This window comes from Actinomadura rugatobispora (assembly GCF_055379765.1).
Genome location: NZ_AP029191.1, coordinates 389,440 through 414,105 on the forward strand (window position 1 = coordinate 389,440; position 24,666 = coordinate 414,105).

Annotated in this window: 23 protein-coding genes and 1 riboswitch; of the genes, 16 read left to right on the forward strand and 7 right to left on the reverse strand. The window is 75.2% G+C overall.

From position 1 onward, the window contains the following. Window positions 1–173: 173 nt before the first annotated feature. On the reverse strand, window positions 174–908 hold the full coding sequence (locus ACZ466_RS01510) for a FadR/GntR family transcriptional regulator (RefSeq protein ID WP_378280870.1): 735 nt from the start codon (window positions 906–908) through the stop codon (window positions 174–176). Window positions 909–1,044: 136 nt separating this feature from the next. Here ACZ466_RS01510 and ACZ466_RS01515 point away from each other — a divergent pair, with 136 nt between their 5' ends. From ACZ466_RS01515 to ACZ466_RS01530, 4 genes are all read left to right on the forward strand, one after another. Beyond that, window positions 1,045–1,593: a gluconokinase gene (locus ACZ466_RS01515; protein ID WP_378280869.1), complete on the forward strand. Its 549-nt coding sequence runs from the start codon at window positions 1,045–1,047 to the stop codon at window positions 1,591–1,593. 61 nt (window positions 1,594–1,654) lie between these two features. Next, complete coding sequence (locus ACZ466_RS01520; protein ID WP_378280868.1) at window positions 1,655–3,097, forward strand: GntP family permease; 1,443 nt, start codon at window positions 1,655–1,657, stop codon at window positions 3,095–3,097. Window positions 3,098–3,157: 60 nt separating this feature from the next. Beyond that, complete coding sequence (locus ACZ466_RS01525) at window positions 3,158–3,799, forward strand: TetR/AcrR family transcriptional regulator (RefSeq protein ID WP_378280867.1); 642 nt, start codon at window positions 3,158–3,160, stop codon at window positions 3,797–3,799. Next, entirely contained in the window at window positions 3,796–4,212 is a 417-nt protein-coding gene (locus ACZ466_RS01530) for a PaaI family thioesterase (protein ID WP_378280866.1), read from the forward strand. Before ACZ466_RS01525 ends, ACZ466_RS01530 begins: the two co-directional genes overlap by 4 nt. Before the next feature lie 23 nt (window positions 4,213–4,235). On the opposite strand, the gene ACZ466_RS01535 is transcribed toward ACZ466_RS01530, so the two are convergent. Then, window positions 4,236–4,811: a helix-turn-helix domain-containing protein gene (locus ACZ466_RS01535; protein WP_378280865.1), complete on the reverse strand. Its 576-nt coding sequence runs from the start codon at window positions 4,809–4,811 to the stop codon at window positions 4,236–4,238. Window positions 4,812–4,902: 91 nt separating this feature from the next. After that, entirely contained in the window at window positions 4,903–7,188 is a 2,286-nt protein-coding gene (gene metE, locus ACZ466_RS01540) for a 5-methyltetrahydropteroyltriglutamate--homocysteine S-methyltransferase (protein ID WP_378280864.1), read from the reverse strand. A gap of 110 nt (window positions 7,189–7,298) precedes the next feature. Next, window positions 7,299–7,525, reverse strand: a riboswitch (cobalamin riboswitch). Window positions 7,526–7,624: 99 nt separating this feature from the next. Here metE and ACZ466_RS01545 point away from each other — a divergent pair. The 4 genes from ACZ466_RS01545 to ACZ466_RS01560 all read left to right on the forward strand — a co-directional run bounded on the left by ACZ466_RS01545 (window position 7,625) and on the right by ACZ466_RS01560 (window position 10,074). Continuing rightward, window positions 7,625–8,128 carry a hypothetical protein gene (locus ACZ466_RS01545; RefSeq protein ID WP_464042690.1) on the forward strand — a complete coding sequence of 168 codons (504 nt, stop codon included), beginning with the start codon at window positions 7,625–7,627 and terminating at the stop codon, window positions 8,126–8,128. A gap of 23 nt (window positions 8,129–8,151) precedes the next feature. Beyond that, complete coding sequence (locus tag ACZ466_RS01550) at window positions 8,152–8,748, forward strand: hypothetical protein (RefSeq protein WP_378280862.1); 597 nt, start codon at window positions 8,152–8,154, stop codon at window positions 8,746–8,748. Window positions 8,749–8,792: 44 nt separating this feature from the next. Then, the gene (locus ACZ466_RS01555) at window positions 8,793–9,569 is read left to right on the forward strand and encodes an Fpg/Nei family DNA glycosylase (protein WP_378280861.1); all 777 of its coding nucleotides are present in this window, start codon (window positions 8,793–8,795) and stop codon (window positions 9,567–9,569) included. 67 nt (window positions 9,570–9,636) lie between these two features. Further along, a complete protein-coding gene (locus ACZ466_RS01560) occupies window positions 9,637–10,074 on the forward strand; it encodes a nuclear transport factor 2 family protein (RefSeq protein WP_378280860.1) in 438 nt (145 codons plus the stop codon). Window positions 10,075–10,084: 10 nt separating this feature from the next. Here the strand turns inward: ACZ466_RS01560 and ACZ466_RS01565 are convergent, their stop codons facing one another. Next, entirely contained in the window at window positions 10,085–11,128 is a 1,044-nt protein-coding gene (locus ACZ466_RS01565; RefSeq protein ID WP_378280859.1) for an enoyl-CoA hydratase/isomerase family protein, read from the reverse strand. 57 nt (window positions 11,129–11,185) lie between these two features. On the opposite strand from ACZ466_RS01565, the gene ACZ466_RS01570 reads away from it, so the two are divergent. The 3 genes from ACZ466_RS01570 (at window position 11,186) to ACZ466_RS01580 (ending at window position 14,916) form a co-directional block, all read left to right on the forward strand. Then, on the forward strand, window positions 11,186–12,463 hold the full coding sequence (locus ACZ466_RS01570) for a CoA transferase (RefSeq protein WP_464042693.1): 1,278 nt from the start codon (window positions 11,186–11,188) through the stop codon (window positions 12,461–12,463). Then, on the forward strand, window positions 12,460–13,869 hold the full coding sequence (locus ACZ466_RS01575; RefSeq protein ID WP_378285446.1) for an amidohydrolase family protein: 1,410 nt from the start codon (window positions 12,460–12,462) through the stop codon (window positions 13,867–13,869). The genes ACZ466_RS01570 and ACZ466_RS01575 overlap by 4 nt, the downstream gene beginning before the upstream one ends. 111 nt (window positions 13,870–13,980) lie before the next feature. Next, a complete protein-coding gene (locus tag ACZ466_RS01580; RefSeq protein ID WP_378285447.1) occupies window positions 13,981–14,916 on the forward strand; it encodes an AEC family transporter in 936 nt (311 codons plus the stop codon). Between the two features lie 12 nt (window positions 14,917–14,928). Here the strand turns inward: ACZ466_RS01580 and ACZ466_RS01585 are convergent, their stop codons facing one another. Both ACZ466_RS01585 and ACZ466_RS01590 read right to left on the reverse strand, forming a co-directional pair. Next, window positions 14,929–15,321 carry a DUF6221 family protein gene (locus tag ACZ466_RS01585; RefSeq protein WP_378285448.1) on the reverse strand — a complete coding sequence of 131 codons (393 nt, stop codon included), beginning with the start codon at window positions 15,319–15,321 and terminating at the stop codon, window positions 14,929–14,931. A gap of 82 nt (window positions 15,322–15,403) precedes the next feature. Further along, window positions 15,404–16,147, reverse strand: coding sequence for an IclR family transcriptional regulator (locus ACZ466_RS01590; RefSeq protein ID WP_378285449.1), 744 nt, complete (start codon window positions 16,145–16,147; stop codon window positions 15,404–15,406). Window positions 16,148–16,237: 90 nt separating this feature from the next. On the opposite strand from ACZ466_RS01590, the gene ACZ466_RS01595 reads away from it, so the two are divergent. From ACZ466_RS01595 to ACZ466_RS01610, 4 genes are all read left to right on the forward strand, one after another. Further along, window positions 16,238–17,398 carry a pyridoxal-phosphate-dependent aminotransferase family protein gene (locus ACZ466_RS01595; RefSeq protein WP_378285450.1) on the forward strand — a complete coding sequence of 387 codons (1,161 nt, stop codon included), beginning with the start codon at window positions 16,238–16,240 and terminating at the stop codon, window positions 17,396–17,398. Further along, on the forward strand, window positions 17,395–20,313 hold the full coding sequence (locus ACZ466_RS01600) for an FAD-binding and (Fe-S)-binding domain-containing protein (protein ID WP_378285451.1): 2,919 nt from the start codon (window positions 17,395–17,397) through the stop codon (window positions 20,311–20,313). The genes ACZ466_RS01595 and ACZ466_RS01600 overlap by 4 nt, the downstream gene beginning before the upstream one ends. A gap of 70 nt (window positions 20,314–20,383) precedes the next feature. Continuing rightward, window positions 20,384–21,667 carry an SLC13 family permease gene (locus ACZ466_RS01605; protein WP_378285452.1) on the forward strand — a complete coding sequence of 428 codons (1,284 nt, stop codon included), beginning with the start codon at window positions 20,384–20,386 and terminating at the stop codon, window positions 21,665–21,667. Between the two features lie 112 nt (window positions 21,668–21,779). Continuing rightward, window positions 21,780–23,090, forward strand: a complete 1,311-nt coding sequence (locus ACZ466_RS01610; RefSeq protein WP_378285453.1) for a serine hydrolase domain-containing protein — start codon at window positions 21,780–21,782, stop codon at window positions 23,088–23,090. Between the two features lie 5 nt (window positions 23,091–23,095). Here ACZ466_RS01610 and ACZ466_RS01615 read toward each other — a convergent pair whose 3' ends face one another. Beyond that, window positions 23,096–23,905, reverse strand: a complete 810-nt coding sequence (locus tag ACZ466_RS01615) for an SAM-dependent methyltransferase (protein WP_378285454.1) — start codon at window positions 23,903–23,905, stop codon at window positions 23,096–23,098. A 238-nt stretch (window positions 23,906–24,143) separates the two neighbouring features. Between ACZ466_RS01615 and ACZ466_RS01620 the strand changes: the two genes are divergently transcribed. Next, on the forward strand, window positions 24,144–24,602 hold the full coding sequence (locus tag ACZ466_RS01620; protein ID WP_378285455.1) for a helix-turn-helix domain-containing protein: 459 nt from the start codon (window positions 24,144–24,146) through the stop codon (window positions 24,600–24,602). The last annotated feature ends 64 nt before the right edge of the window (window positions 24,603–24,666 follow it).

Genomic DNA, 24,666 nt, shown 5'->3' on the forward strand with positions numbered 1-24,666 from the left:
GGCTTCAGGCCCCGCGCGAGCGCATTGCCGACCGGTGAGTTGTCGCCGCGCAGAATACGGGCGCTGCGCCTTGGCCCGGGGCTCGGCGACACCTGCAGCGCCCCGCGTGGCGTTCGGCGCACCGCCGTCCGCCATCGCGGTGGCGGCCATCACCGTCCCATGGCCGGGTCCCGTCAGGCCGGCTCGGGGGCGGGGTGGTTCGAGGTGTCGGGGCCGAGCATCGCCTGGGTCGCCTCTTCGACGATGTCGCGCATGGCGCGTTCGGCGGCCGCCGCGTCACGGGACTGGACGGCCTGCGCCACCTCCGCGTGCCAGCGGATCGCGGTCGGCTCCGGGTGCGCGGGCATCAGGTGGTGGTGGGTCCGGCCGGTCAGCACCGCGGCGACGACATTGGTGAGCGCCGCCAGCATCTCGTTGCCGGAGGCCTCCAGCAGCGTGCGGTGGAAGAGGATGTCGGCCTCCAGGTAGGCCTCCAGGTCGCCGGACCTGCCGTGCACCGACATCTGCATGACCGCGCCGGTCAGCGTGCCGCACTGGGCGGGGGTGGCGCGCACGGCCGCCAGGGCTGCGGCGACCGGTTCGACGCCGCGGCGCAGCTCGCCGAGCGACCGGAGCTGCTCGTCCCGTCCGCCGCCGTCCAGGCGCCATCCGATGATGCGCGGGTCGAGCAGGTTCCAGCCGGTGCGCGGGGCGACCGTGATGCCGACCCGGCGGCGGCTGGTCACCATGCCCATCGACTCCAGCACCCGGATCGCCTCGCGGATCACCGACCGGGACACCCCGAAGCGGGACTCCAGCTGCTCGATCCGCAGCACCTCGCCGGGGCGCAGGTCCGCGGAGGTGATCAGCATGCCGAGCCGGTCGAGGACGCTGCCGTGCAGGCCGCTCACCGGGCCGTTGTCCGCCATGATCCCCAATCATCACATGACTGAGCCGCAGGTAGCGGCTTCGCGGGCTAAAGATCAGATCTTTTAGGCTGACATCTTGTTAAAAGCTGATGATACATGCCACACTCACGCAAACATCAGCTGAAAGGTCGTCCCGATGTCCGCCCGCCCCGCCCCCGCGCCCCCGCCCGCGTCCCCCGCCCCGCTGCTGGTCGTCATGGGCGTCGCGGGGTCGGGGAAGACGACGTTCGGCACGGCGCTGAGCCGGCGGCTGGGGGTGGCGTTCGCCGACGCGGACGACTTCCACGGCCCGGCCAACATCGCCAAGATGTCGGCGGGCGTCCCGCTCGACGACGCCGACCGGCTGCCGTGGCTGCGGGCGATCGCGGCCTGGCTCGCCGAGCACGCGCGCACCGGCGGCGTGGTGACCTGCTCCGCCCTCAAGCGCGGCTACCGCGACCTGTTCCGCGAGCGGACCCCCGAGGTCGCCTTCGTGCACCTGCACGGCGACCCCGAGGCCGTGCGGCGGCGGGTGGCGGCGCGGCCGGGCCACTTCATGCCGGCCTCGCTCGTGGACTCCCAGTTCCAGACCCTGGAGCCGCTCGGGCCGGACGAGCACGGGATCGTCCTCGACCTCGACGCCCCCGTCGAGCGGTTGGTGGACGCCTACCTCGCCGCGGCCTCCCCCGGCCGCACCCGGCCCTGACCGGGCGCTCCCCCACCCCCCATCCGGGACCCGGTCCCCGGAGAACCAGAGGAGATGAGCCATGGACCTCACCGCGCTCGCCGCGGCGCAGACCGCAACGAGCGGACGGCTCGTGCCGGCGGCGCTCGCCGGCATCGTGCTGATCATCGCGCTGATCACCTACCTCAAGGTGCACCCGTTCCTGAGCCTGACCGTCGGCTCGCTGCTGGTCGGGGCCCTCGCCGGGCTGCCGATGGCCGACACGGTCGAGAGCTTCGCCGAGGGCTTCGGCAGCACCGCGGCCGGCGTCGGCGCCCTCATCGCACTCGGCGCGATGTTCGGCAAGCTGCTGGCCGACTCCGGCGGCGCCGACCAGATCGTCGACACGATCGTGGGCCGGTCCGGGCCGCGCACCCTGCCCTGGGCGATGGCGCTGGTCGGCGCGCTGATCGGGCTGCCGATGTTCTTCGAGATCGGCCTGGTGCTGCTGATGCCGGTCATCTTCCTGGTCGCCCGCCGCTCCGGGCTGTCGCTGATCCAGATCGGGGTGCCGGCGCTGGCCGGGCTGTCGGCCATGCACGGCCTCGTCCCGCCCCATCCGGGCCCGCTCGTCGCGATCGACGCCCTGAAGGCCGACCTCGGCGTCACCCTCGGGCTGGGCGTGCTGGTCGCGCTGCCCACCATCGCCGTCTCCGGGCCGCTGTTCGCCAAGTACGCGGCCCGCTGGGTGGACGTCCCCGCCCCCGCCCTGTACGACACCGCGCAGGCCCCCGCCGGGGACGCCGTCAAGGGGAAGGCCGAGGACGGCGGTGCCGCGGGCGCCGCCAAGGGGAAGGACGGCCTCGCGGGCGCCGTCCGCCGGCCCTCGTTCGGGGTCACCCTGGTCACCGTGCTGCTGCCGGTCGCCCTGATGATGGGCAAGGCCCTCGCCGAGATCTTCCTGGACGAGGGCAACGGCGTCCGCACCGTGCTCGACTACCTCGGCACGCCGCTGGTGGCGCTGCTCATCGCCGTCGTCGTCGCGATGTTCACCTTCGGCCTCGGCTCGGGCATGGACCGGCAGGCGATCGCCACCTCGCTGGAGCGGTCGCTGCCGCCGATCGCCGGCATCCTGCTGATCGTCGCGGCGGGCGGCGGGTTCAAGCAGACCCTGGTCGACACCGGCATCGGCAAGCTCGTCGCCGACTGGGTGGACGACAGCGCGCTGTCGGTGTTCCTGCTGGCCTGGCTGGTCGCCGTGCTGATCCGCCTGGCCACCGGGTCGGCCACGGTCGCGACCGTCACCGCCTCGGGCATCCTGGCGCCCCTGGTCACCACCCTCGACACCGGCGAGACCTCGCTGCTGGTGCTGGCCATCGGCGCCGGCTCGCTGTTCTTCTCCCACGTGAACGACGCGGGGTTCTGGCTGGTCAAGGAGTACTTCGGGCTGACCGTCGGGCAGAACATCAAGTCCTGGTCGGTGATGGAGACGCTGATCTCGGTGAGCGGGCTGGTCCTGGTGATGGCGCTCAGCCTGGTCATCTGACCGGGCCCGCCGGGCCGCCGTTTTCTGGATCGCTGATCCGAAATCGGTTACGGTGGCCCGGTGGGACGGCGGAAGGTGCGCACGGGCGCGCTGCGGGACGAACTGCTCTCGGTCGCGACCCGGCTGCTGGCCGAGGGCGGGACCGGGGCCGTGACCACCCGTGCCGTCGCGGCCGGCGGCGGCACGTCGCTGGCGGCGGTGAACGAGCTGTTCGGCGGCAAGCCGGGGCTGATCCGGGCGATCTTCGCCGCGGGCTTCGCCCGGCTCGCCGCGGACCTGCGGGCCCTGGAGGCCACCGGCGATCCCGAGGCGGACGTGGTCGCGCTCGCGTTCGCGGTGCGCTCGTTCGCCCGCCGGCACCCGGCGCTGTACGAGGTGATGTTCTCCCGGCCGTTCGCCGAGTTCAGCCCCGGCGAGCAGGACGTGCGGTCGGCGGAGGCGATCTACGGGGTCGTGGTCGGCCGGGTCGCGGCGCTGCTGGGCCCCGGACGGCCGAAGGGAGCGGCCAGGGACGTCGCCGTCGGCCTCTTCGCCGTCGTGCAGGGCCTGGTCGGCCTCGAAGCGTCCGGGCTGCTCGGCGGCGGATCCGAGGAGTGCGACCGCCGTTTCCGCCTCACCTTCACCGCGTCGCTGCACGGTCTCCGCGACGCCACCCGGGCGTCGTCCCGTGCGGGCGGCCTCGACTCTCCGGAGGAGACATGACCGAGGACAGGGCGGGGCGGCCGGGGTTCGTTCCGTGGGAGCGCCCGAGCCCGCTGCTCACCGCCATCGGCGGTTTCGAGCAGCACCCCACCGATCCGCTGCACGTCGGCTTCACCGTCGACGGGCCCAAGATGAACGCGCGCGGCTTCCTGCACGGCGGCGCGATCGCCGCGATCGGCGACGTGGCGATCGGGCGGGCCCTGGCCACCCGCAGCGATCCCCCGGTCCCGCTGATCACCGTCAACCTGTCGTGCGACCTGCTCGGCACCGCGCGGGAGGGGGAATGGGTCGACGTCACCATCTCCCCCACGCGTGCGGGACGCAGGCTGCGCGCCGGGACCGCGACGTTCGCGACCACCCGCGTCATCGCCACGGTCACCGCGCTCTTCCTGCCGTCCGCCGCCCCGGCGTGACCGGCGCGCGCCGCCCGCCCGGCTCAGGCGGGACGGGCGCGCACGTGGGCCCGCTCGCCCTGGCTGCCGAAGAGGATGAGCAGCTCGACCGGCCCGGCGTCCGCGGCGCCCATCCAGTGCGGGACGTGGGTGTCGAACTCCGCCGCCTCCCCCGGCTTCATGACCAGTTCCCGGTCGCCGAGAACGAGGCGGAGCCGGCCGTCGAGGACGTAGAGCCACTCGTAGCCCTCGTGCGTCTTCGGATCGGGCACGGCCGTCCCGTCCTGCCCCGGGATGATCATCTTGTACGCCTGCAGCCCGCCGGCCCGCCGGGTCAGCGGGATGAACGTCCGCCCGTGCCGGCGCACCGGGCTGAAGTGCACCCGCGGATCCCCGGTCTGCGGCGCCCCGACCAGCTCGTCCAGCGCGACCCCGTACACGCGGGCCAGCGGGAGCAGCAGCTCCAGGTTGGGCCGCCGCCGGCCGCTCTCCAGCCGGGACAGCGTGCTCTCGGAGATGCCGGTCAGTTCCGCGACGCGGGCCAGGGTGACGCCGCGCCCGCGGCGGAGCTCCCGCAGGCGCGGCCCCACCGCGGCCAGCACGTCGTCCAGTTCGTCCATGCCTCCAACTTGCCGAACCGGCACGCCCGCTTGCAAGTCCGGGCGTGCCGGTGACCGGCGCCGCCGGGCCCGGGGCCCGGCGGCCCCGGACTCAGAACTTCCGCGGCACGCCCGGCTCCTCCAGCGTCTCCCGGACGCGGCGGGCCGCGGCGACCATGTTGCGCAGGGCCGGCTCCACCTCGCCGTACGCGCGGGTCTTCAGGCCGCAGTCGGGATTGACCCAGAGCCGGTCGGCGTCCACCGCCCGCAGCGCGCGGCGCAGCGCCTCCTCCATCTCCGCCACGCCGGGCACGCGCGGCGAGTGGATGTCGTACACGCCGGGGCCGATGGACTGCCGGTAACCGGCGGTGTTCAGGTCGGCCAGCAGCTCCATGCGGGACCGGGCGGCCTCGACGCTGGCGACGTCGGCGTCCAGCGCGCCGATCGCGTCGATGATCTCGCCGAACTCCGAATAGCACATGTGCGTGTGGATCTGCGTGGACGCGGCGGCGCCGCAGGTGGCCAGCCGGAACGCGCCGACCGCCCAGTCCAGGTAGGCGGCGTGCCCGGCGCGCCGCAGCGGCAGGAGCTCGCGCAGCGCGGGCTCGTCCACCTGGATGACCCGGATGCCGGCGGCCTCCAGGTCGCGGATCTCCTCGCGCAGGGCCAGCGCGACCTGGCGGGCGGTCTCGGCCAGGGGCTGGTCGGTGCGGACGAACGACCAGGCCAGCATGGTGACCGGACCAGTGAGCATGCCCTTGACCGGCCTGGTCGTGCGGGACTGGGCGTAGGTCGTCCACGGGACGGTCATCGGCTCGGGCCTCGACACGTCCCCGAAGAGGATCGGCGGGCGCACGTACCGGCTGCCGTACGACTGGACCCAGCCGTGCACGGTGTGCGCGTAGCCGTCCAGGCGCTCGGCGAAGTACTGCACCATGTCGTTGCGTTCGGGTTCGCCGTGCACGAGGACGTCCAGCCCGATGTCCTCCTGGAGGGCCAGCACCCGGTCGATCTCGGTCCGCATCACGGCCTCGTAGGCCGTGTCGTCGATCCGGCCCGCGCGGTGGTCGGCCCGGGCGCGCCGCACCCCGGCGGTCTGCGGGAACGAGCCGATCGTCGTGGTGGGCAGCGGCGGCAGGTCGAGCTGCGCCCGCCTGCGCTCGGCGTGGTCGCGGCGAGCGGTGCCGTCGCCGAGGGCGTCCAGCCTGGCCCGCACCCGGGCGTTGACGAACTCCCCGTCCGGGGCGGGCCCGGTGAGGTGCCCGGCGATCGCGTCCCGGCCCTCGCGCAGCGCCCTGCCGATGAGGACGACCTCTCCGGCCTTCTGCCGGGCGAACGCCAGCCGCCCGGCCAGCCGCGGGTCCAGGCCGCCGCCGTCCGGGCCGGTCTCGGCGTCGAGGTCGAGGGGGACGTGCATCAGCGAGCAGGAGGTGCTCACCACCAGCTCGGCGGCCAGGCCCAGCAGCGAGGCGCAGCCGGCCATGGCCGCGTTCAGGTCGGCGCGCCACACGTTCCGGCCGTCCACGACCCCGGCGACCAGGGTCTTGGCGCCGATGCCGCCGATGGCGCCCAGCGCCTCCCGGTTGCCCGGCCCGGCGACGAGGTCGAGCCCGATCGCCTCGACCCGGGTGGCCGCCAGCACCGGCAGCGCCTCGCCGATCTCACCGAAGCAGGTGCTCACCAGCAGCCGCGGCCGGGACGGCAGGCCCGCCAGGCGGTCGTAGGCGCGGCGCAGCGCCGCCAGCTCGCCGGGGGTGCGGTCGGCGGCCAGCGCGGGCTCGTCCAGCTGCACCCATTCCGCGCCCGCCCCGGCCAGCCGTTCCAGCAGCTCGGCGTACACCTCCACGAGGGAGTCGAGCAGGTCGAGCGGGCGGAAGCCGTCCGGCGCCCCGGGCTCGGGCTTGGACAGCAGCAGGTAGGTCAGCGGGCCGACCAGCACCGGCCGGGTCTCGATGCCGAGCGCGCGGGCCTCGCCGTACTCGGCGAGCGGCTTGGCCCGCGCGCCGTCGGCCAGGCGGAACCGGGTACCGGGCCCGGCCTCAGGGACGATGTAGTGATAGTTGGTGTCGAACCACTTGGTCATCTCCAGCGGCGCCACGCCCTCGGCTCCGCGCGCCATCGCGAAGTAGGCGTCCAGCCCCCGCAGGTGCCGGAACCGGTCGGGCACCGCGTCCACCATCACGGACGTGTCGAGCATCTGGTCGTACAGCGAGAAGGTGTTGGACGGGATGAGGCCGACCCCCGCCTCGCGCAGCGTCTCCCAGGTCTCGCGGCGCAGGCCCGCCGCCGTCTCGGCGAGTTCCGCGGCGCCGGCGCGGCCCTCCCAGTACGCCTCGGTGGCCTTCTTCAGCTCCCGGCGCCCGCCGATCCTCGGGTAGCCGAGCACGGTCGTGTTCATGGCGTCTCTCCCTCGCGTGCCATCACCGCGGCGACACGGAAGGGCGGAGCGCGGCGGGCGCGCCGCCGCGTCCCGGGCCCTCCCGCGGAGCCACGGACCACCGCGCGCCGGCCGGCGCGCGGGCGGAGGCAGGTCTTCGGACTCACGGGCGCCGCGCCTGCTGTCGCAGTCGCGTCCTACTGGCCGTCGCTTCCCAGGCCGGTGCGGCCCAGTGCCATAGACGGCGGTCGTTCCCGTTCACCGCTGCGGGGCAGTCCCGGATTCCCACCGGGTTCCCTCTTACGACACCCGCCCCGTTCCACCGGGGACGGGTGAACCATCCGCACGGCGGAGTATAGGCGCCGCGTCCGGCGCGGGCCGAAAACGGGTCGTCCCGGTGTGGACGCGGCACCGGTGGGCAGGACCGGCCATACCGGTGGATCCCGAGGGGGGCGCGATGAAGGCGCTGATCAACTCGATGACGGACAACGAGCAGGCCCTGGTCCGCGAGACGGAGCGGGAGCGCCTGGAGGACTTGGGCGAGGACGATCTTCTGGAGGTGCACGACCGTGTCCGGCGTGCCCGCAACAAGCACGTCAAGCAGTACCGGCGGGCCGCCGCGTCCCGTGTCGAGGAGGTCGGCGGACGCGGCGCCGCCCGGCCCGGCAACACCCGCAACGCCCAGAAGGCCGAGGTGTTCGAGGACGCGCTGGCGCGGGTGAGCCGCTACGTGGCCAAGGCGGCCCGGCGCAGCGCCGCCGACCTCAAGGCCGAGCGGCTCCGGAACGCCCGCGCGGGCCGCGACCCCGGCCCCGCCCGGGCCGTCCCGGAGGACACCGCCGGGCGCAGGATGCGATCCCAGACGCACGACCGCGCGCCCTCGCAGCCCGTCCTGCCCAAGCAGCGCGCGTCCAGCAAGGCCATGGGGGCGCGCCGCCAGGCGAGGCGCGACAGCCGCTGATCGTCCGGCACTAGAGTTCCGGCATGGCGACACCCCCGACGACCTTCCGGCGGCACATGGAGCAGGAGACGCTGCGGGCCCTGGAGGAGTTTCCCGGCGACGCGGGGCCGGGGATCTACTGCGTCACCTTCCGGATCGACAGCGTCGACCAGGACGCCCGGTTCCCCTACCTGGCCGTCGGCTACAACACCGAGGCCGAGGTGGCGGCGGTGCTCGCCGCGCCGAACCCGCCCGGCCCGTGGGAGGCGCGCTGGAGCTACGCCTACTTCCCGCCGTCCGGACTGGAGGGCGTCCGCATCGCCGGGCACGATCCCGAGCACGACCCGGCCGGCGCCGAACTGCACCGGCGGGAGGCGGCCGACCAGGGCCTCTGGTACGAGGACGGCGACGACCTGTCCGAGGACGAGCGCGACGGGCGCGATGAGCGGCTCGACCGGCGGTTCCACGAGCTGTGCGTCGATCTGGCCGCGCGGCTCCACTCCGACGGCCGCATCGTCAAGGCCCTGGGGCGCCCGGTGCCGGTGATCCTCTACGACATGTTCGCCCCCGACGAGATGTTCGAGCTCACCGAGGCCGCCAACCCGGCCGAGCTGGTCGCGGACTTCATGACCGGGGCCTGACCCCCGCCCGGGGTTGAACGGCGGCCGGCGGGTACGCCGACCGTATGCCGGAGCTCCCTGACGTGGAGGGATTCCGCCGGGTACTGGACGAGCACGCCGGCGAGCCCATCAGGTCCGTGCGCGTGTACGACACGGGCGTCCTGCGCGGCGTCGGCGAGCGCGGGCTGGGCGACGCCCTGCGCGGGCACCGCTTCGAGCATCCGCGACGGCACGGCAAATGGCTGCTCGCTCCGGCCGAGGGGCCCGTGCTGATGCTGCACTTCGGCATGACAGGCTCGCTGTCCTGGCATCCGGCGGGCGAGGCGAGGCACCCGCACGACCGGGTCGCGTGGCGCCTTGACGACGGCGAGCTGCGCTTCCGCGACATGCGCAAGCTCCAGGGCGTCCACCTCGCGGCCGACCGGGCGCAGGCCCAGCGGACGCTGGACGATCTCGGCCCGGACGCGCTCCAGGTCACGCGGCGGCGCCTCGGGGAGCTGCTGTCGGGCCGGCGCGCGAGGCTCAAGACGGCGCTGACCGACCAGTCCCTCATCGCGGGCCTGGGCAACCTGCTGGCCGACGAGATCTGCTGGCGCGCCCGCGTCAACCCGCTCCGCGGCGCCGCCGACCTGGACGAGAAGGACCTGGACGCGCTGCACCGCGCGATGCGCAAGGTGCTGCGGGACTCCGTGCGGGCCGAGCGGGTCCCGCCGCGCGACACCTGGCTCACCGGCGTCCGGGACGAGCCCGAGGCCCCCTGCCCCCGCTGCGGCACGCCCCTGTCCAGCCGCCGCGTCTCCGGCCGCCGGACCGTCTGGTGCTCCACCTGTCAGCCGTCGTGATCCCCTCCTCGCGGCCCCGGATCGGGCGCGAAGTACACTCGCCGCGGACGATCACTGGGGAGGGCCCGTGGAGACCTGGGAACTGGTGGCGCGCGAGCGCGTCCGCGACACGCTGGCCGCCTACACCCACGCCGGGGACCGGGGCCGGATCGAGGACCTGGCCGCGACGTTCACCGAGGACGGCGTGCTGGAGCTGCGCAGCGGCGAGACCCTGGCCGGACGGGAGGCGATCACGGCGATGCTGTCGGGGGTGGCCGAGCGCGGTTCGGCCCCGAGCCGCGGCGTCCCGGGGATCATCCGGCACTTCGTGGCCAACGTGCGGTTCGAGGAGGTCACCCCGGAGCGGGTCCGGACGGCGGCCTACTTCCTGGTGATGAACGCGCACGGCCCCGACCACTGGGGCCGTTACCGCGACACGCTGGTGCCCGTGGGCGACCGGTGGCTGTTCGAGCACCGGTTCGTCAGCACCGACGGCATGGCCGCCGACTCGGTCATGGCCTCCTGACCGAGCGGCTTCAGCCGTCGACCAGGCCCCAGTGGCGGGCGGTGGCGGCGTCGATCGCCGTGCCCGACAGCGCCAGGTAGAGGGTGCGCCAGCGGCCGGCGCGGCGCGGGATGCTCACCGTCCCGCCCGCTCCCGGGATCAGCCCCATCGCCACCTCCGGCAGCCGGAACGCGGCGTCCGGGGCGGCGACCAGCGTCCCGGCGAACGCGGGGATCTCGATGCCCGCGCCGACGCAGGCGCCGTGGACGCGCACCTCGATCCGGTCGCGCAGCCGGTGGACGAGCCGCCCGGCGCCGCCGCGGGTGCGGATCAGGTGCGCGGTGGCCAGGTCGGGGGTGGTGCCGAACTCGTCCAGGTCGCCGCCCGCGCAGAACGACGGCCCCGCCCCCTCCAGCACGACGCGGGCGATCCCGTCGTCGAGGAGGGCGAGCCGGAGCGCGTCGGTGAGCGCGTCGCGGAGCTGCCGGCCGTAGGCGTTGCGCCGCTCCGGCCGGTTGAGGGTGATGCGGAGCCCGTCGCCGGTCCGTTCGACCAGGACCGGGTCCGGGACGGAGGGCGGCAGCGGGCGCGGGCCGCGCGCGGTGAGCCAGCGCGCGAACTCCGGGCCGCCGAGCAGGGTGGAGTAGGCGTAGGACTCGACGTCCAGCGCGGCCTGGACGGGCAGCAGCGGCGTCGTCCGGAGCACGTCCCGCAGCACCAGGGCGGCCTGCGGGTTGCGCGCCGCCGCCGCGTCCAGCTCGCGGAGCGTCCTTTCGGGGTCGGGCACGGCGACCGTCTCCCGTCCGGCGCCGACGTCCGGGCCGGTGAGGGTGAGGTCGAGGGCGTCCAGGAGTTCGGGAGGGGGCGGGGGCGCGCCGGGGGGCAGCACGCCGATCATGATCCGGTCGGCCTCGCGAGCGTGCCGGGCCGCCCGTCCGGCGAGCTCGCCGTCCGCCGCGCCGTCCAGATCGACGGCGACGAGCGGGACGGGGACGGCGCCGTCCTCGTCGAACAGCGGCCCGCCGGACGCTCCGTCGGCGAGCTCGGCCGGTGAGACGCGCAGGGGTCCGCCCATCGCCGTCCTCCCTTGGTGGTCGCAGGGCTCCGCGGTGGCGGAGTGTATCGTCGGGCCATGCCGACGCAGGTGAGCGGGCCCACGCCAGGCGAGGCCCAGGCCGCGTGGGCCGCCTCCGGCGCGGTAGCGCTGGCCGGCCGGCCGGACGGGCCGCCGCTGGTGCCGCCCGGCCGCGGCGCCGCCGCCGCGCGGGCCCTGGCGGAGCGGTTCGCCGCCCACACCTCCGGCACGGGCCGTGCCGTGCGGCTGGACGGCGCCCGGCTGCTCACCGAGCGCGCCGCCCATCTCGGCCTGCGGCGGCGCGGCGGGGTGTCGGCGGGCGGCGCCTGCCGGTTGCTGCCGACCGCCGACGGCTGGGCGGCGGTGTCCTGCGCCCGTCCCGACGACCCGGCGCTGCTGGGCGCGCTGGCGTGCGCGGAGGTGGGCGACGACCCCTGGCCCGCGGTGACCGCCTGGCTGCGCGAGCACACCGGCGCCGAACTGGCCGAACGGGCCGGGCTCCTGGGGGTCGCCGCCGGACCGGTCGTGCGCGCCCCCGCTCCCCCGCCGCCGCCCGTCCCGCTCGAGCCGCGCCCGCTCGAAGGGGCGCTGGTGGTCGACTTCAGCGCGCTGTGGGCGGGCCCGCTGTGCGCGCACCTGCTCGGGCTGGCCGGAGCGCGGGTCGTCAAGGTGGAGGTCCCGGGCAGGCCCGACGGCGCGCGCCGCGGCGACCCGGGGTTCTACCGGCTGCTGCACGCGGGGCACCGCTCGGTGGCGCTCGATCCGGGCGCCGGCGAGGGCCGGCGGGCGCTGGCGGCGCTCGTGGCGGCGGCCGACATCGTCATCGAGGCGTCCCGGCCGCGCGCCCTGGCCCGGTTCGGACTGGACGCCGGGGCCGCCGTCGCCGCCGGGACCTCCTGGGTCTCGATCACCGCCTACGGGCGCGCCGCCGACCGGGTCGGGTTCGGCGACGACGTCGCGGCCGCCGCCGGACTGGTCTGCCGCGACCCGTCCGGGGCGCCGCTGTTCTGCGGGGACGCGATCGCCGACCCGCTCACCGGGCTCACCGCCGCCGTGCTGGCCTCGACCGCCCCGCCCGGCGGTGGCGGCGTGCTGTGGGACGTGGCGATGGCGCGGGTGGTCGCCTCGACGCTCGATCCGGGCGACGCTCCCGTCCCCTCGCCCGCGGCCGTCCCGGACGGCCGCGGCGGCTGGAGCGTGGAGACGGCCGACGGCCCGGCCCCCGTCGTGCTCCCGGCCAGGCGTGAACCCCCGGCCGGCGGCTCGGGCGAGGCGCCGGAGATGGGAGCCGACACCGCGGAGGTCCTGCGCGGGCTGGGGATCGCGGTCCCGTGACCGGGCTGCTGCTGCGCGACGCCGAGATCGGCGGGCGCGAGCGCGCCGACGTCCGGGTCGCCGGAGGCCGGGTCACCGAGATCGGCGGCGGCCTGTCCCGCGAGCCGGGCGAGCGCGTCGTCGGCTGCGGCGGCGGCGCGCTGCTCCCCGGGCTGTGCGACCACCATCTGCATCTGCACGCCCTGGCCGCCCGGAGTCGTTCGGCGCTGTGCGGGCCGCCCGAGGTGAACGACCCGGACGGGCTCGCCCGCGCCCTCCGCGCCGCGACCCCCGACGAGCACGGCTGGATCCGCGGGGTCGGGTACGCCGAGCCGGTCGCGGGCGATCTCGACGCCGCCGCCCTCGATCGGCTGGAGCCGCGCCGGCCCGTGCGCGTCCAGCACCGCAGCGGCGCCCTCTGGACGCTCAACACCGCCGCGCTGACCGCGGCCGGCATCGCCGCCGGCGACCATCCCGGCATCGAGCGTGACGAGCACGGAGCGCCGACCGGGCGGCTGTGGCGGGCCGACGACTGGCTCCGTTCGCGCCTGCCCCGGACCGGCCCGGTTCCCCTGGACGACGTCGCACGCGCCCTGACCCGGTTCGGGATCACCGCCGTCACCGACGCCACGCCCGACCTGGACGCCGGGGCGCTCGCCGCGTTCGACCGGGCGGTCCGGGAGGGGACGCTCCCGCAGCGCCTGCACCTGCTGGGGACGCCGCTGGAGGAGGCGGCCGCCTCCCCCGCGTCCCATCCGCGCGTCACCACCGGCCCGTACAAGATCGTGATCGCCGACTCCGGCCTGCCCTCCCTCGACGATCTCGCCGGGCGGATCGGGGCGGCGCACCGGCGCGGCCGTCCCGTGGCCGTGCACTGCGTCACCCGCGAGGCGCTGATCCTGCTGCTGGTCGCGCTCGACCAGGCGGGGCACCTGCCGGGCGACCGGGTGGAGCACGCGGCGCTCGTCCCGGCCGAGCTCGTCGACGACCTGGCCCGCCGCGGGCTGCGGGTGGTGACCCAGCCCGGCTTCCTCGCCGACCGCGGCGACGACTACCTGCGCGACCTGCCCGCCGAGGACCACCCCGACCTCTACCGGTGCGCCGCACTGCTCGACGCGGGCGTCGGCGTCGGTCTCTCCAGCGACGCGCCGTACGGCCCGCTGGACCCCTGGCAGGTGATGGACGCGGCGGTCCGGCGCCGCACGCGGTCCGGCGCCGTGGCCGGGGAGACCGAACGGATCGGCCCGCGCGCCGCGCTGCGCGCGTACCTCACGCCTCCCGAGGACCCGGGCGGCCCCGTACGGCAGGTGCGTGTGGGCGCGCCCGCCGACCTCGTCCTGCTGCACGCGCCGCTGGCCGAGGCCCTGCGCCGCCCCGAGGCCGCGCTCGTCCGCTCGGTCGTTGTCGAAGGCCGCGTCCTGATCTAGGTAATCTCGTACCGAGCCGCATTCCTCGCATCGCCCCCAGGAGCCGTCATTCTCCCCCGAACTCCCGCCGTGGATCGTTCCATGGCGCGGACCTGAGCGCGGGCCGCCGCCTTGGCGGGGGTCGTCACGGCGTTCGCCGCGCTGGTCGCGGTCGCGCTCCTGGGCTACCTGGCGGGGGTCGCCGGGGTCCTGCGCGCCCAGGACGAGCTGGTCCTGTCGCGGCTGGCGTTCTTCGTCGCCACGCCCGCGCTCATGTTCACCACGGTGGCCACCGCCGACCTGGGCTCGATCTTCTCGCCCGTGCTGCCGGTCAACGTGCTGGCGGTGGCGGCGGTCCAGGCGGTGTACCTGGCGGCGGCGCGCTGGGTGCTGCGGCGCCGCCGGTCCGAGACGACCATCGGCGTGCTGGCCTCGTCGTACGTCAACGCCGGCAACCTCGGCATCCCGGTCAGCGTCTACGTGCTGGGCGACGGCGCGCTGGTCGCGCCGATCCTGCTGTTCCAGCTGCTGGTGATGACGCCCGTGGCGTTCCTGGTGCTGGACGGCGGCGCCGGTGAGGGCGGGCGCGCCCACGCGGTGCGGGCGGCGCTGCTGCGCCCGCTGCGCAACCCCCTGACGGTGGCGTCGCTGCTGGGCCTGGGCGTCGCGGTGGCGGGCGTGGAGCCGCCGGAGCCGCTCATGCGCCCGGTGGAACTGGTCGCCGGGGCGGCGGTGCCGGTCGCGCTGATCGCCTACGGGCTGAGCCTGCGCGGCCGCAGGCACGCCGAGGAGGAGGACGCCGGGGTCCGCCGCGACATCGCGCTGGCCGTCGTCCTGAAGATCTTCCTGCAGCCGGCCGTCGCCTACCTCGCGGGACGGTACGCCTTCGGGCTGGACGGCGGCGCGCTGCTGGCCTCGACGCTGTTCGCGGCCCTGCCCACCGCCCAGAACATCTACGTCTACGCGGTGCACTACGGCACGGCCACCCGGCTGGCCCGCAGCGCCGTCCTGGCCAGCACGCTGCTGTCGATCCCCGTGATGATCACGCTGGGCGGCCTGCTGGCCTGACCGCGCCGGGTCTCAGGGGCGCCATTCCTGCCGGTACTCGGGGTGGTGCGCGTAGGGGAGCGCGAGCAGGCGCAGGACGGCGAGCCGGGCCGCGTGGGCGGCCTCGGCCGCCTCCGTGCGCTGGCCCTGCTCCAGCACCCACGCGCCCTTCTCGTAGTCGTCGACGATCCGGCGCCGCGCGGCGACCTCCTGCAGCGCGCGGTCCGGGTCGTACCGCGCGATGAACTCGGCGTAGGCGCCGTTCTCCACCGACGCCACGAACCCGCTGCCCGACGGCTCGCCGCCCCCGGCCGGGTCGAGGTGGACCGTGCCGGAGGGCGAGGCCGTCCAGGACGCGCCCGAGCAGGCACGGGCGATCTGCTCGTCCTTGGCCAGCCGGGCTCTGAGGAACTCCACCAGGTCCATGGGGGCCATCCTGCCCTGTGCGGCGGTACGAAGGGCCCGAACCGGCAGCAAGCGACCCATCGGTCACCTCCCGGACAGGCGGTCAGCGGGCGGCGAGCCGGTCGGCGAGGGTGGCGGCGGCCTGGACGACCAGCCGGCCGTACTCGGGATAGCGCTCCTGCGTCATGCGCATCGCCGGGACGGAGACGCTCAGCCCGGCGACGGGCCTGCCGTCGCGTCCCAGCACGGCCGCCGCGACCGCGGCGATGTCCTCGCGCCACTCGCCGCCGTTGGTCGCGTACCCGCGGCTCCGGATCAGCGCCAGCTCGGCGCGCAGCGCCTCGGGGTCGGTGACGGTGGTGCCGGTGTGGCGGGGCAGCCCGGTGGCCAGGTGCCGCTCGATCGTCTCCGGCGGGCTGTGGGCCAGGATCGCCTTGCCGTTGGCGGAGGCGTGCACGGGCAGCGCCTTGCCCAGCGGCAGGATGATCCGCACCACCTTGGGCGTCTCCAGGCGCTCGATCAGCACCGCGCTGTCGCCCTCGGGGACGGCCAGGTGGATGGTCTCCTCGGTGCGCCGGCGCAGGTCCTCCATCACCGGGACGGCGGCGTCGCGCAGGCTCAGCTCGCCGCTGGCGTGCCGTCCGACGTGCAGCGCCTTGGCCGTCAGCACCCAGCGGGTGACCTCGCCCCCGGCGGGGCGGATCCAGCCGGCCGTGTCGAGCGTCCGCAGCGCGCGCTGCACGGTGCTCTTGGGCAGCCCCAGCACGCGGGACAGCTCGCCTACCCCGGCGGGCTGCCGGACCGCGACCTCCTCCAGGACCCGGAGCGCGTTCACGACGTTCTGCATGCGTTGACTCCCGGAACATCCGAATCTACGATCCGCGTACCTTCACACGGAACATGTGCCGTATCACGGTACAGCGAGGAGGCGACGCGCGTGCCCGGTGGGCGGCATCACCTGCAGATCCCCGGCCCGACCAACGTCCCCGAAAGGGTGCTGCGCGCGCTCGCGGCGCCCACCATCGACCACCGCGGCCCGGAGTTCGCCGCGCTGGCGCTCGACCTGCTGGAACGCCTCAAACCGGTGTTCGGCACCCGCGGCCCCGTGATCGTCTACCCGTCCTCGGGCACGGGGGCGTGGGAGGCGGCGCTGGTCAACACCCTCTCCCCCGGCGACCGCGTGCTGGCCTGCGAGACCGGCCACTTCGCGACGCTGTGGCGGGACATGGCCGAGCGCCTCGGCCTGCGCGTGGAGTTCCTGCCCGGCGACTGGCGGCACGGCGCCGACCCGGACGCGATCGGCGCCCGCCTCGCCGCCGACCGCGGCCATGACGTGGCGGCGGTCATGGTGGTGCACAACGAGACCTCGACCGGGGTCCGCAGCCGCGTCGCCGACGTGCGGGCGGCAATGGACAGGGCCGGGCATCCGGCGCTGCTGCTGGTCGACACGATCTCCTCGCTGGCCTCGATGGACTACGGGCACGACGAGTGGGGCGTGGACGTCACGGTGGGCTGCTCCCAGAAGGGCCTCATGCTGCCGCCCGGCCTGGGCTTCAACGCGGTGAGCGGCAAGGCCCTGGACGCCGCCCGCACCGCCCGGCTCCCCCGCTCGTACTGGGACTGGGAGCCGATCCTGGCCGCCAACCGCGACGGCCACTTCCCGTACACACCCCCGACCAACCTGCTGTACGGGCTGCGCGAGGCGCTCGCCCTCCTCGAAGAGGAGGGGCTGCCCGCGGTGTTCGCCCGGCACGACCGGCACGCCGCGGCGACCCGCAGCGCGGTGCGCGCCTGGGGCCTGGACATCCTCTGCGCCGACCCGCGCGAGTACTCCAGCTCGCTCACGGCGGTGCTGCTGCCCGAGCCGTACGACGCCGGCAAGGTCCGCCGCGTCATCCTGGAGCGCTTCGACATGTCCCTCGGCACCGGGCTCGGCAGGCTGGCCGGGCGCGTCTTCCGGATCGGCCACCTGGGCCACTTCGACGACCTGTCGCTGGCCGGGACGCTGTGCGGGGTGGAGATGGGGCTGGCCGCCGCCGGGGTCCCGATCGAACGCGGCGGAGTGACGGCCGCGCTGACTTCTTTGGAGGCATCGTGACCACCGCGCGGGACGAGGCCGCGCCCGAGGAGATCCAGGCCGCGCTCGCGCCCGTCCTGGAGGGCTCGGTACGGATCGACGCCTACACCCGCCACCTCTACTCCGCCGACGCGAGCATGTACGCGATCGAGCCCCTCGCCGTCGCGTTCCCCCGGCACGCGGGCGACATCGCCGCGATCGTCGGGACGGCCGCGCGGCTGGGCGTCCCCGTGCTGCCGCGCGGCGGCGGGACGAGCCTGGCCGGGCAGGCGGTCGGGCGGGCGATCGTGTTCGACTGCTCGCGCCACATGAACCGGATCGTGGCGGTGGACGCGGAGGCGCGGCGGGCCCGGGTGCAGCCGGGGGTCGTCCAGGACCAGCTCAACCGGGCCGTCGCGGACGCCGGGCTGGTGTTCGGCCCCGACACCTCCACCAGCGACCGCGCCACCATCGGCGGGATGATCGGCAACAACTCGGCGGGCAGCCACTCGGTGCTGTACGGCTCCACGATCGACCATGTCGAGCGCCTCAACGTGGTGCTGTCGGACGCAACGGCGGCGCGGCTGGAACCGGTCTCCCTCGACGAGGCCCGCCGCCGGGGCCGCGCGGGCGGCCTGGCGGGGCGCGTCCACCGCGAGCTGCCCGGGCTGCTGGAGCGGAGCGCCGCACGGGCGGACGGCTTCCCGCCGTACTGGCGGCACTCGGGCGGGTACCGGCTCGACCGGGCGCTCGACCTGACGGCCGGCGGCGGGCGCCTCGACCCCGCCAAGCTGATCGTCGGGTCGGAGGGCACGCTCGCCGTGGTGACCGAGGCGGAGGTCGGGCTGGTGCCCAGGCCGCAGGCGCGCGCCATCGCGGTCGGGCACTTCGCGTCCACGCCCGCGGCGATCGCCGCCACCGGCGAGGCGCTGGCCCTGGACGCCGCGTCCGTCGAGCTGATGGACGACGCGATCCTGCGGCTGTCCCGCGAGCGCGTCGAGTACGCCGGGCTCTCCCGGATCCTGGAGGGCGACCCGCGCGCCCTGCTGTTCGTGGAGTTCTTCGGCGACGACGACGCCCAGGTCGCCGCGCAGGTCGGGAAACTCGCCGAAGCCTGGCGCCGCGGCGGGCACGGCTACCACACGCTGCGCGCCCTCACCCCGGACACGCAGGCCGCCGTCCGCAAGGTGCGCAAGGCGGGGCTGGGCCTGCTGATGGCCTCCAGCACCGGCACCCGCAGGCCGCTGGCGTTCGTCGAGGACACCGCCGTGCCGCCCGACCGGCTCGAACCCTACATCCGCGAGTTCTCCGCGATCCTGGACCGGCACGGGCTGCACGCCGGGTTCTACGGGCACTGCTCGGTCGGCTGCCTGCACATCCGGCCGTTCGTCGACGTGCGCCGGCCCGGGCAGGTCGAGGCGATGCGCGCGGTCGCCGGGGAGATCGCCGAACTGGTCGCCCGGTACGGCGGCGTCAACTCCAGCGAGCACGGCGACGGCCTGGCCCGCTCGGAGTTCAACCGGCGGCTGTTCGGCGACGGGCCGTACGAGGACATGCGGGCGGTCAAGCGGCTGTTCGACCCGGCCGCCCGGCTCAACCCCGGCAAGATCGTCGACGCGCCGCCGATGACCGAGAACCTGCGCGACCGCGCGCTCCCCGTCGCCGTGCCGCTGACCACCCGGCTGGAGTTCGGCGCGGGCGGGATGCGGGACGCCGCCGACCGCTGCCAGAACATCGGCGTGTGCCGCAAGGACGGCGCCGGGGTGATGTGCCCGTCGTACATGGCCACCCGCGAGGAGGAGCACTCCACGCGGGGACGGGCGAACGCCCTGGTCAAGGCCCTGTCGGAGCCAGACCCGGCCGCCGCGCTGGGCGACGAGCGCCTGCACGAGGTGCTCGACCTGTGCCTGGAGTGCAAGGCGTGCACGTCCGAGTGCCCGCTCGGCGTCGACATGGCGGCGCTGAAGAGCGAGGCGCTGCACCACTACCACCAGGCGCACGGGACGCCGCCGCGCGCACGCGCGTTCGCCTCGATCCGCGCCCTCAACCGGATCGGCGCCGCGCTGGCCCCGCTGTCCAACCTGCCCGGCCGGATCGGCGCGGCACGGGCCGTGCTGGACCGGCGGCTCGGCGTCACCAGGCACCGGCCGCTGCCGCGCTTCCACGGCGCCACGCTCGCCCGCTGGTACAACCGGCGGCCCCGGCCCGCGGGCCCGTTCCCGCGCGGCGACCTGATCCTGCTGGCCGACTCGTTCACCGCCTACACCGAGCCCGGTGTCGGACGGGCCGCCGTCGAACTGCTGGAACGGGCGGGCTGGCGGGTCCGGCTGCACGGGCAGGGCTGCTGCGGCCGTCCCGCCCTGTCCAAGGGCCTGCTCGACCAGGCGCGGGCGCAGGCCGCCGCGACCGTCGGACGCCTCGCCCCCGCCGCCGCGCGCGGCGTGCCCATCGCCGGCGTCGAACCGTCCTGCCTGCTGACGCTGCGGGACGACTACGCCGCGCTGCTGCCCGGCGACGGGCGGGTCGCCGCCGTCGCCGCGGCGGCGCGGCTCGTGCCCGAACTGCTCGTCGAGGCCGTCGACGACGGCTCCCTCGTCCTGGACCCGCAGGCGTTCACCCGGGGCCGCCGGATCCTGTTCCACGGCCACTGCCACGAGAAGGCCGTCACCGGCACCGCCGCGTCCCGGGCGCTGCTCGAACGCCTCCCCGGCGCCGAGGTCGAGGAGCTGGACGCCGGCTGCTGCGGGATGGCCGGGTCGTTCGGGTTCGAGTCCGAGCACTACGAGCTGTCCATGCGGATCGGCGGACTGCGGCTGTTCCCGGCGCTCGCCGCCGAGCCGCCGGAGACGCTGGTCGCCGCCACCGGGGTGTCGTGCCGCCAGCAGATCGCGCACGGCGGCGGGCGCTCCGCCGTCCACCCCGTCGAGCTGCTGCACCGCGCGCTCGCCCCGTCCTGAGCCCTCCGCCGGCCCGTCCTGAACTCCACCGCCCACCCACAACCTCGGGGGAGAACGGAGACGCGCACCCGTGTCCGCCGAGCTCGTATCGATCCTGGCGCTGGTGATCATGTTCGTCATCGGCACCGTCCTGCCCATCAACCTGGGGGCGCTGGCGCTGACCGGCGCGTTCCTCGTCGGCACCCTGGTCGCCGGGATGTCCGAGGACGACATCGTCGGCGCCTTCCCCGGCGGCCTGTTCGTGATCCTCGTCGGGGTCACCTACCTGTTCGCGATCGCGACCAACAACGGCACGGTCGACTGGCTCGTGCGCGCGTCCGTGCGCGCGGTGCGCGGCCGGATCGTGGCGATCCCGGTCGTGATGTTCCTGCTGGCCGCGCTGTTCACCGCCATCGGCGCGCCCGCCCCGGCGGTCGCGGCGATCCTCGCGCCGATCGCGTTCGGGTTCGCCGCCGAGTACGGCATCAACGCGATGCTCATCGGCGTGCTGGTCGCGCACGGGACGAACGCGGGGGCGTTCTCCCCGATCAGCGTCCTGGGCGGCATCGTCAACGGCGTCCTGGACAAGGCGAGGCTGCCGGGTAACGACGTCGCGCTGTTCGCGGGCAGCTTCTTGTTCAACCTGGCCGCCGCCGCGATCGCCTTCGTCGCCTTCGGCGGCCTCGCCCTGCTGCACCGCCGCCACACCCGGCCGCCCGGCACGGAACCGGACGACGGCGGGGACGAGACCGCGGACGACACCGCGGACCTGCGGCTGACCCCGCACCAGATCCTCACCCTCGCCGGCATCGTCGGGCTCTGCGTCGCGACGCTCGCCTTCGACCTGGACGTGGGGCTGGTCGCCATCACCGTGGCCGTCGTCCTGGCGATCACCTCCCCGGACGCGCACCGCGGCGCGGTCGAGAAGATCGCCTGGCCGACCGTGCTGCTCATCGGCGGGGTCGTCACCTACGTCGGCGTCCTGGAGGAGATGGGCACCATCGACTACGTCGGCGACGCGGTCGCCGGCATCGGCGCGCCGCTGCTGGCCGCGCTGCTCATCTGCTACGTGGGCGCGGTGGTGTCGGCGTTCGCCTCCACCGTCGGCATCCTCGGGGCGCTGATCCCGCTGGCCGTGCCGTTCCTGCTCAGCGGGGAGATCGGGGTGGCCGGGGTGGTCGCGGCGCTGGCCATCTCCTCGGCCATCGTCGACGTCAGCCCGTTCTCCACCACCGGGGCGCTGCTGGTCGCCAACGTGCGCGGGATGGAACGCGACCTGTTCTACCGCAAGCTGCTCCGGTACGGCGCCGCCGTCACCCTGGTCGCCCCGCCCGCCGCCTGGCTGGTCCTGGTGGCGCCGGGGTGGCTCGGCTGAACACCGGCTCCACCCGCCTGAACGCTCCGTCCACGAGTCGCCCGAAACCCCGCCGGACCCGCCGGGACCGCGCTAGGTTCCGTGATCCGATCAAATCGATCATGGGGGAACGATGGTGGACGAACCGCTGAACCGGCGGGATTTCGGCAGGCTGCTGGGGCTCGCCGGGCTCGGCGCCGCGGCGGGCCCGGCCCTGCTGGCCGGCTGCGGCACGGCGTCGGGCACGGCGACCCGGGCGGGGGCCGCCGCGGCCCGCACCTGGAAGGTCACCGGGACGGCCGGGGCCGGGCTGGGCGGCTTCGACACGGCGGTCAAGAAGCTGATGCAGGACCGCGGCATCCCGTGCGGCTCGCTGGCGGTCATGCGCAAGGGCAGGCTGCTGCACGCGCGCGGCTACACCTGGAGCGACGACACCTCCTTCACCACTCAGCCCACCTCGCTGTTCCGGCTGGCCAGCCTCAGCAAGGCGGTCACCGCGGCGGCCGTCACGCGGCTCGTCCAGGACGGCAGGCTCAGCCTGTCCGCCTCGGTCACGAGCCTGCTCACCCTCACGCCGCCGCCCGGCCAGACCCTGGACCCGAGGTTGCCGCAGGTGACCGTCCGCCGCCTCCTGCAGCACCTGGGCGGCTGGGACCGCGACATCTCCGGCGACCCCACGTACCGGGACCGGCAGATCGCCGCCCAGCTCGGCGTGCCGCTCCCGATCACCCGCGCGCACCTGGTCCGGCACGGCGCCGGCCTGCGGCTGGAGCACGACCCCGGATCCGCCTTCGCCTACAGCAACCACGGCTACCTGCTGCTGGGCGAGATCGTGGCGAAGGTCTCCGGCATGAGCTACGCCGACTACGTCCAGCGGAACGTGTTCGCCCCGGCCGGCGTGACGCGGGCCCGGCCCGGCAGGTCGCTCAAGAGCGGGCGGGCGCCGGGCGAGGTGCCCTACTTCTCCCAGGAGACCGGCCGGTCGGTGTTCGACGCGGCGGGCACGACCGTCCCCGGGCCCTACGGGACGTTCAACGCCGAGAACCGCATCGCGACGGGAACGTGGCTGGCCTCGGCGGTCGACTACGTCCGCTTCACCAGGATCTTCGACGCCACCACCAGCGTGCTGACCGCGTCCTCGGTGGCGGCGGTGTTCGCCAAGCCGGAGACCGGGCTCAACTCCGGCGGCTCCTACTACGGCTTCGGGTGGCACGTCCGGGACGTCGCCGGGGGCCGCAACACCTGGCACTCCGGGAGCCTGCCCGGGACCAGCACGATCGTGACCCGGCGGTACGACGGCGTCACCTGGGCGCTGCTGTTCGACCAGCGCGACGACCCGTCCGCGTTCACCTACACCTACGACGACTTCAGCGCGCCGCTCCACAAGGTGGCCAACGGGATCGGCACCTGGCCCGCCACCGACCTGTGGAGCAGGTACCTCTGACCCGGTCAGCCGCCGGGGATCCGGGCCACGCCGCCCAGCAGCGGGACGCGGGCGATCCCGGCGAGGCGGTTCCCCGCGTCGTCGGGCCGCCACCGGATCGCGGCGTCCATTCCCGGCGGGAGCGGCTCCATTCCGTCGAAGAAGGCGGCGACGCTCTCGCGCGTGCGCGGCACGAAGGGGGTGTCGGCGGCGTTGTGCAGCGCCGCGGCGTGCCGGAGGGCGGGCGTCGTCTCGGCGTGGGAGACGACGACATGGCTGCCCGGCGGGAGCGCGTCGCGGACGCGGGCGACGAGGCCGTGCGGGTCGTCCTCGTCGGGAAGGTGGTGCAGGACGGCGGTCAGCAGGACGGCGACGGGCCGCTCCAGGTCGATCACCGCGCGCAGCCTGCGGTCGGCGAGCAGGGCCTCCGGCGATCTGAGGTCGGCCTGGAAGGCGACGGTCCCGCCGTCGGCGGCCATCAGCGCCTGGGCGTGCGCGACCACCATCGGATCGTTGTCGACGTAGGCGACCCGGGCGCCCGGGAGGACCCGGCGGGCGGCCTGGTGCACGTTGTCGCACCCCGGCAGGCCGCAGCCGATGTCGAGGAACTGGGCGATTCCGGCCTCGGCGGCCAGCGTCCGCACGGCGCGCAGGAGGAAGTCGCGGTTGGCCCTGGCCAGGACGCGGACGACGGGCGCCGCCCGCCTGAGCCGCTCGGCCAGGGACCGGTCGGCCGCGTAGTTGTCCTTGCCCGACAGGAAGTAGTCGTACATCCGGGCGGAGCTGGGACGCAGGGCGTCGAAGCCGGCGGCGGCCTCGAACGCGGCCTCGGGCATGGCGGCCTCCTCTCGTCCCGTCGCGGCGGGTGTGCCGGATCACCCGAGGAAATCACCGGACGGCGATCGAGTCAACTCACATTGCCCGATCACGAAATCTCAGCAACAACAGTTGCATCGCCTGTGCCGATGCGGGCTAAACTGGTGTTGTTTCTCCGATCGTCAGCCTAAACGACAGTGGCGCACCGCGCCCGGGTGAGGGACGCAGGCCCGGACCGACCGGCGGGAGGGAGCGAGCGTGGACAGGACGGGCCCGGCCCCGGGGACGACGCTGGCCGACCGGCTGAACCACCTGTTCGCCACGATCGTCCCACCGGGGCGCGGGACTTACACCAACCAGGAGGTCGCGGCGGGCATCCGCGACGCCGGCACCGACATCTCCGCGCAGTACCTCTCGCTGCTGCGCCGGGGCGAGCGCGACAACCCGACGCTGAAGCACCTGGAGGCGCTGGCCCGGTTCTTCGGCGTGCCGCCCGCCTACTTCTTCGACGAGGAGACGACCCGGCGGGTGGACGAGGAGCTGACCGCGCTCGCCGCGCTCCGCGACACCGGCGTGCGCGGCGTGGCGCTGCGGGCGGCCGGGCTGTCCCCCACCGGCCTGGACGCCGTGCGGACCATCATCGAGCAGGTCCGCCGCCTCGAAGGGCTGGCGCCACCGCCCCCGGACGACGACTCCCCCGGCGACGCCCGCACCTGAGCCCTCCCGTTGCCCGAGCCCTCCCGAGCCCCAGCCCTTCCGAGCCCGAGCCCTCCCGCCCGCG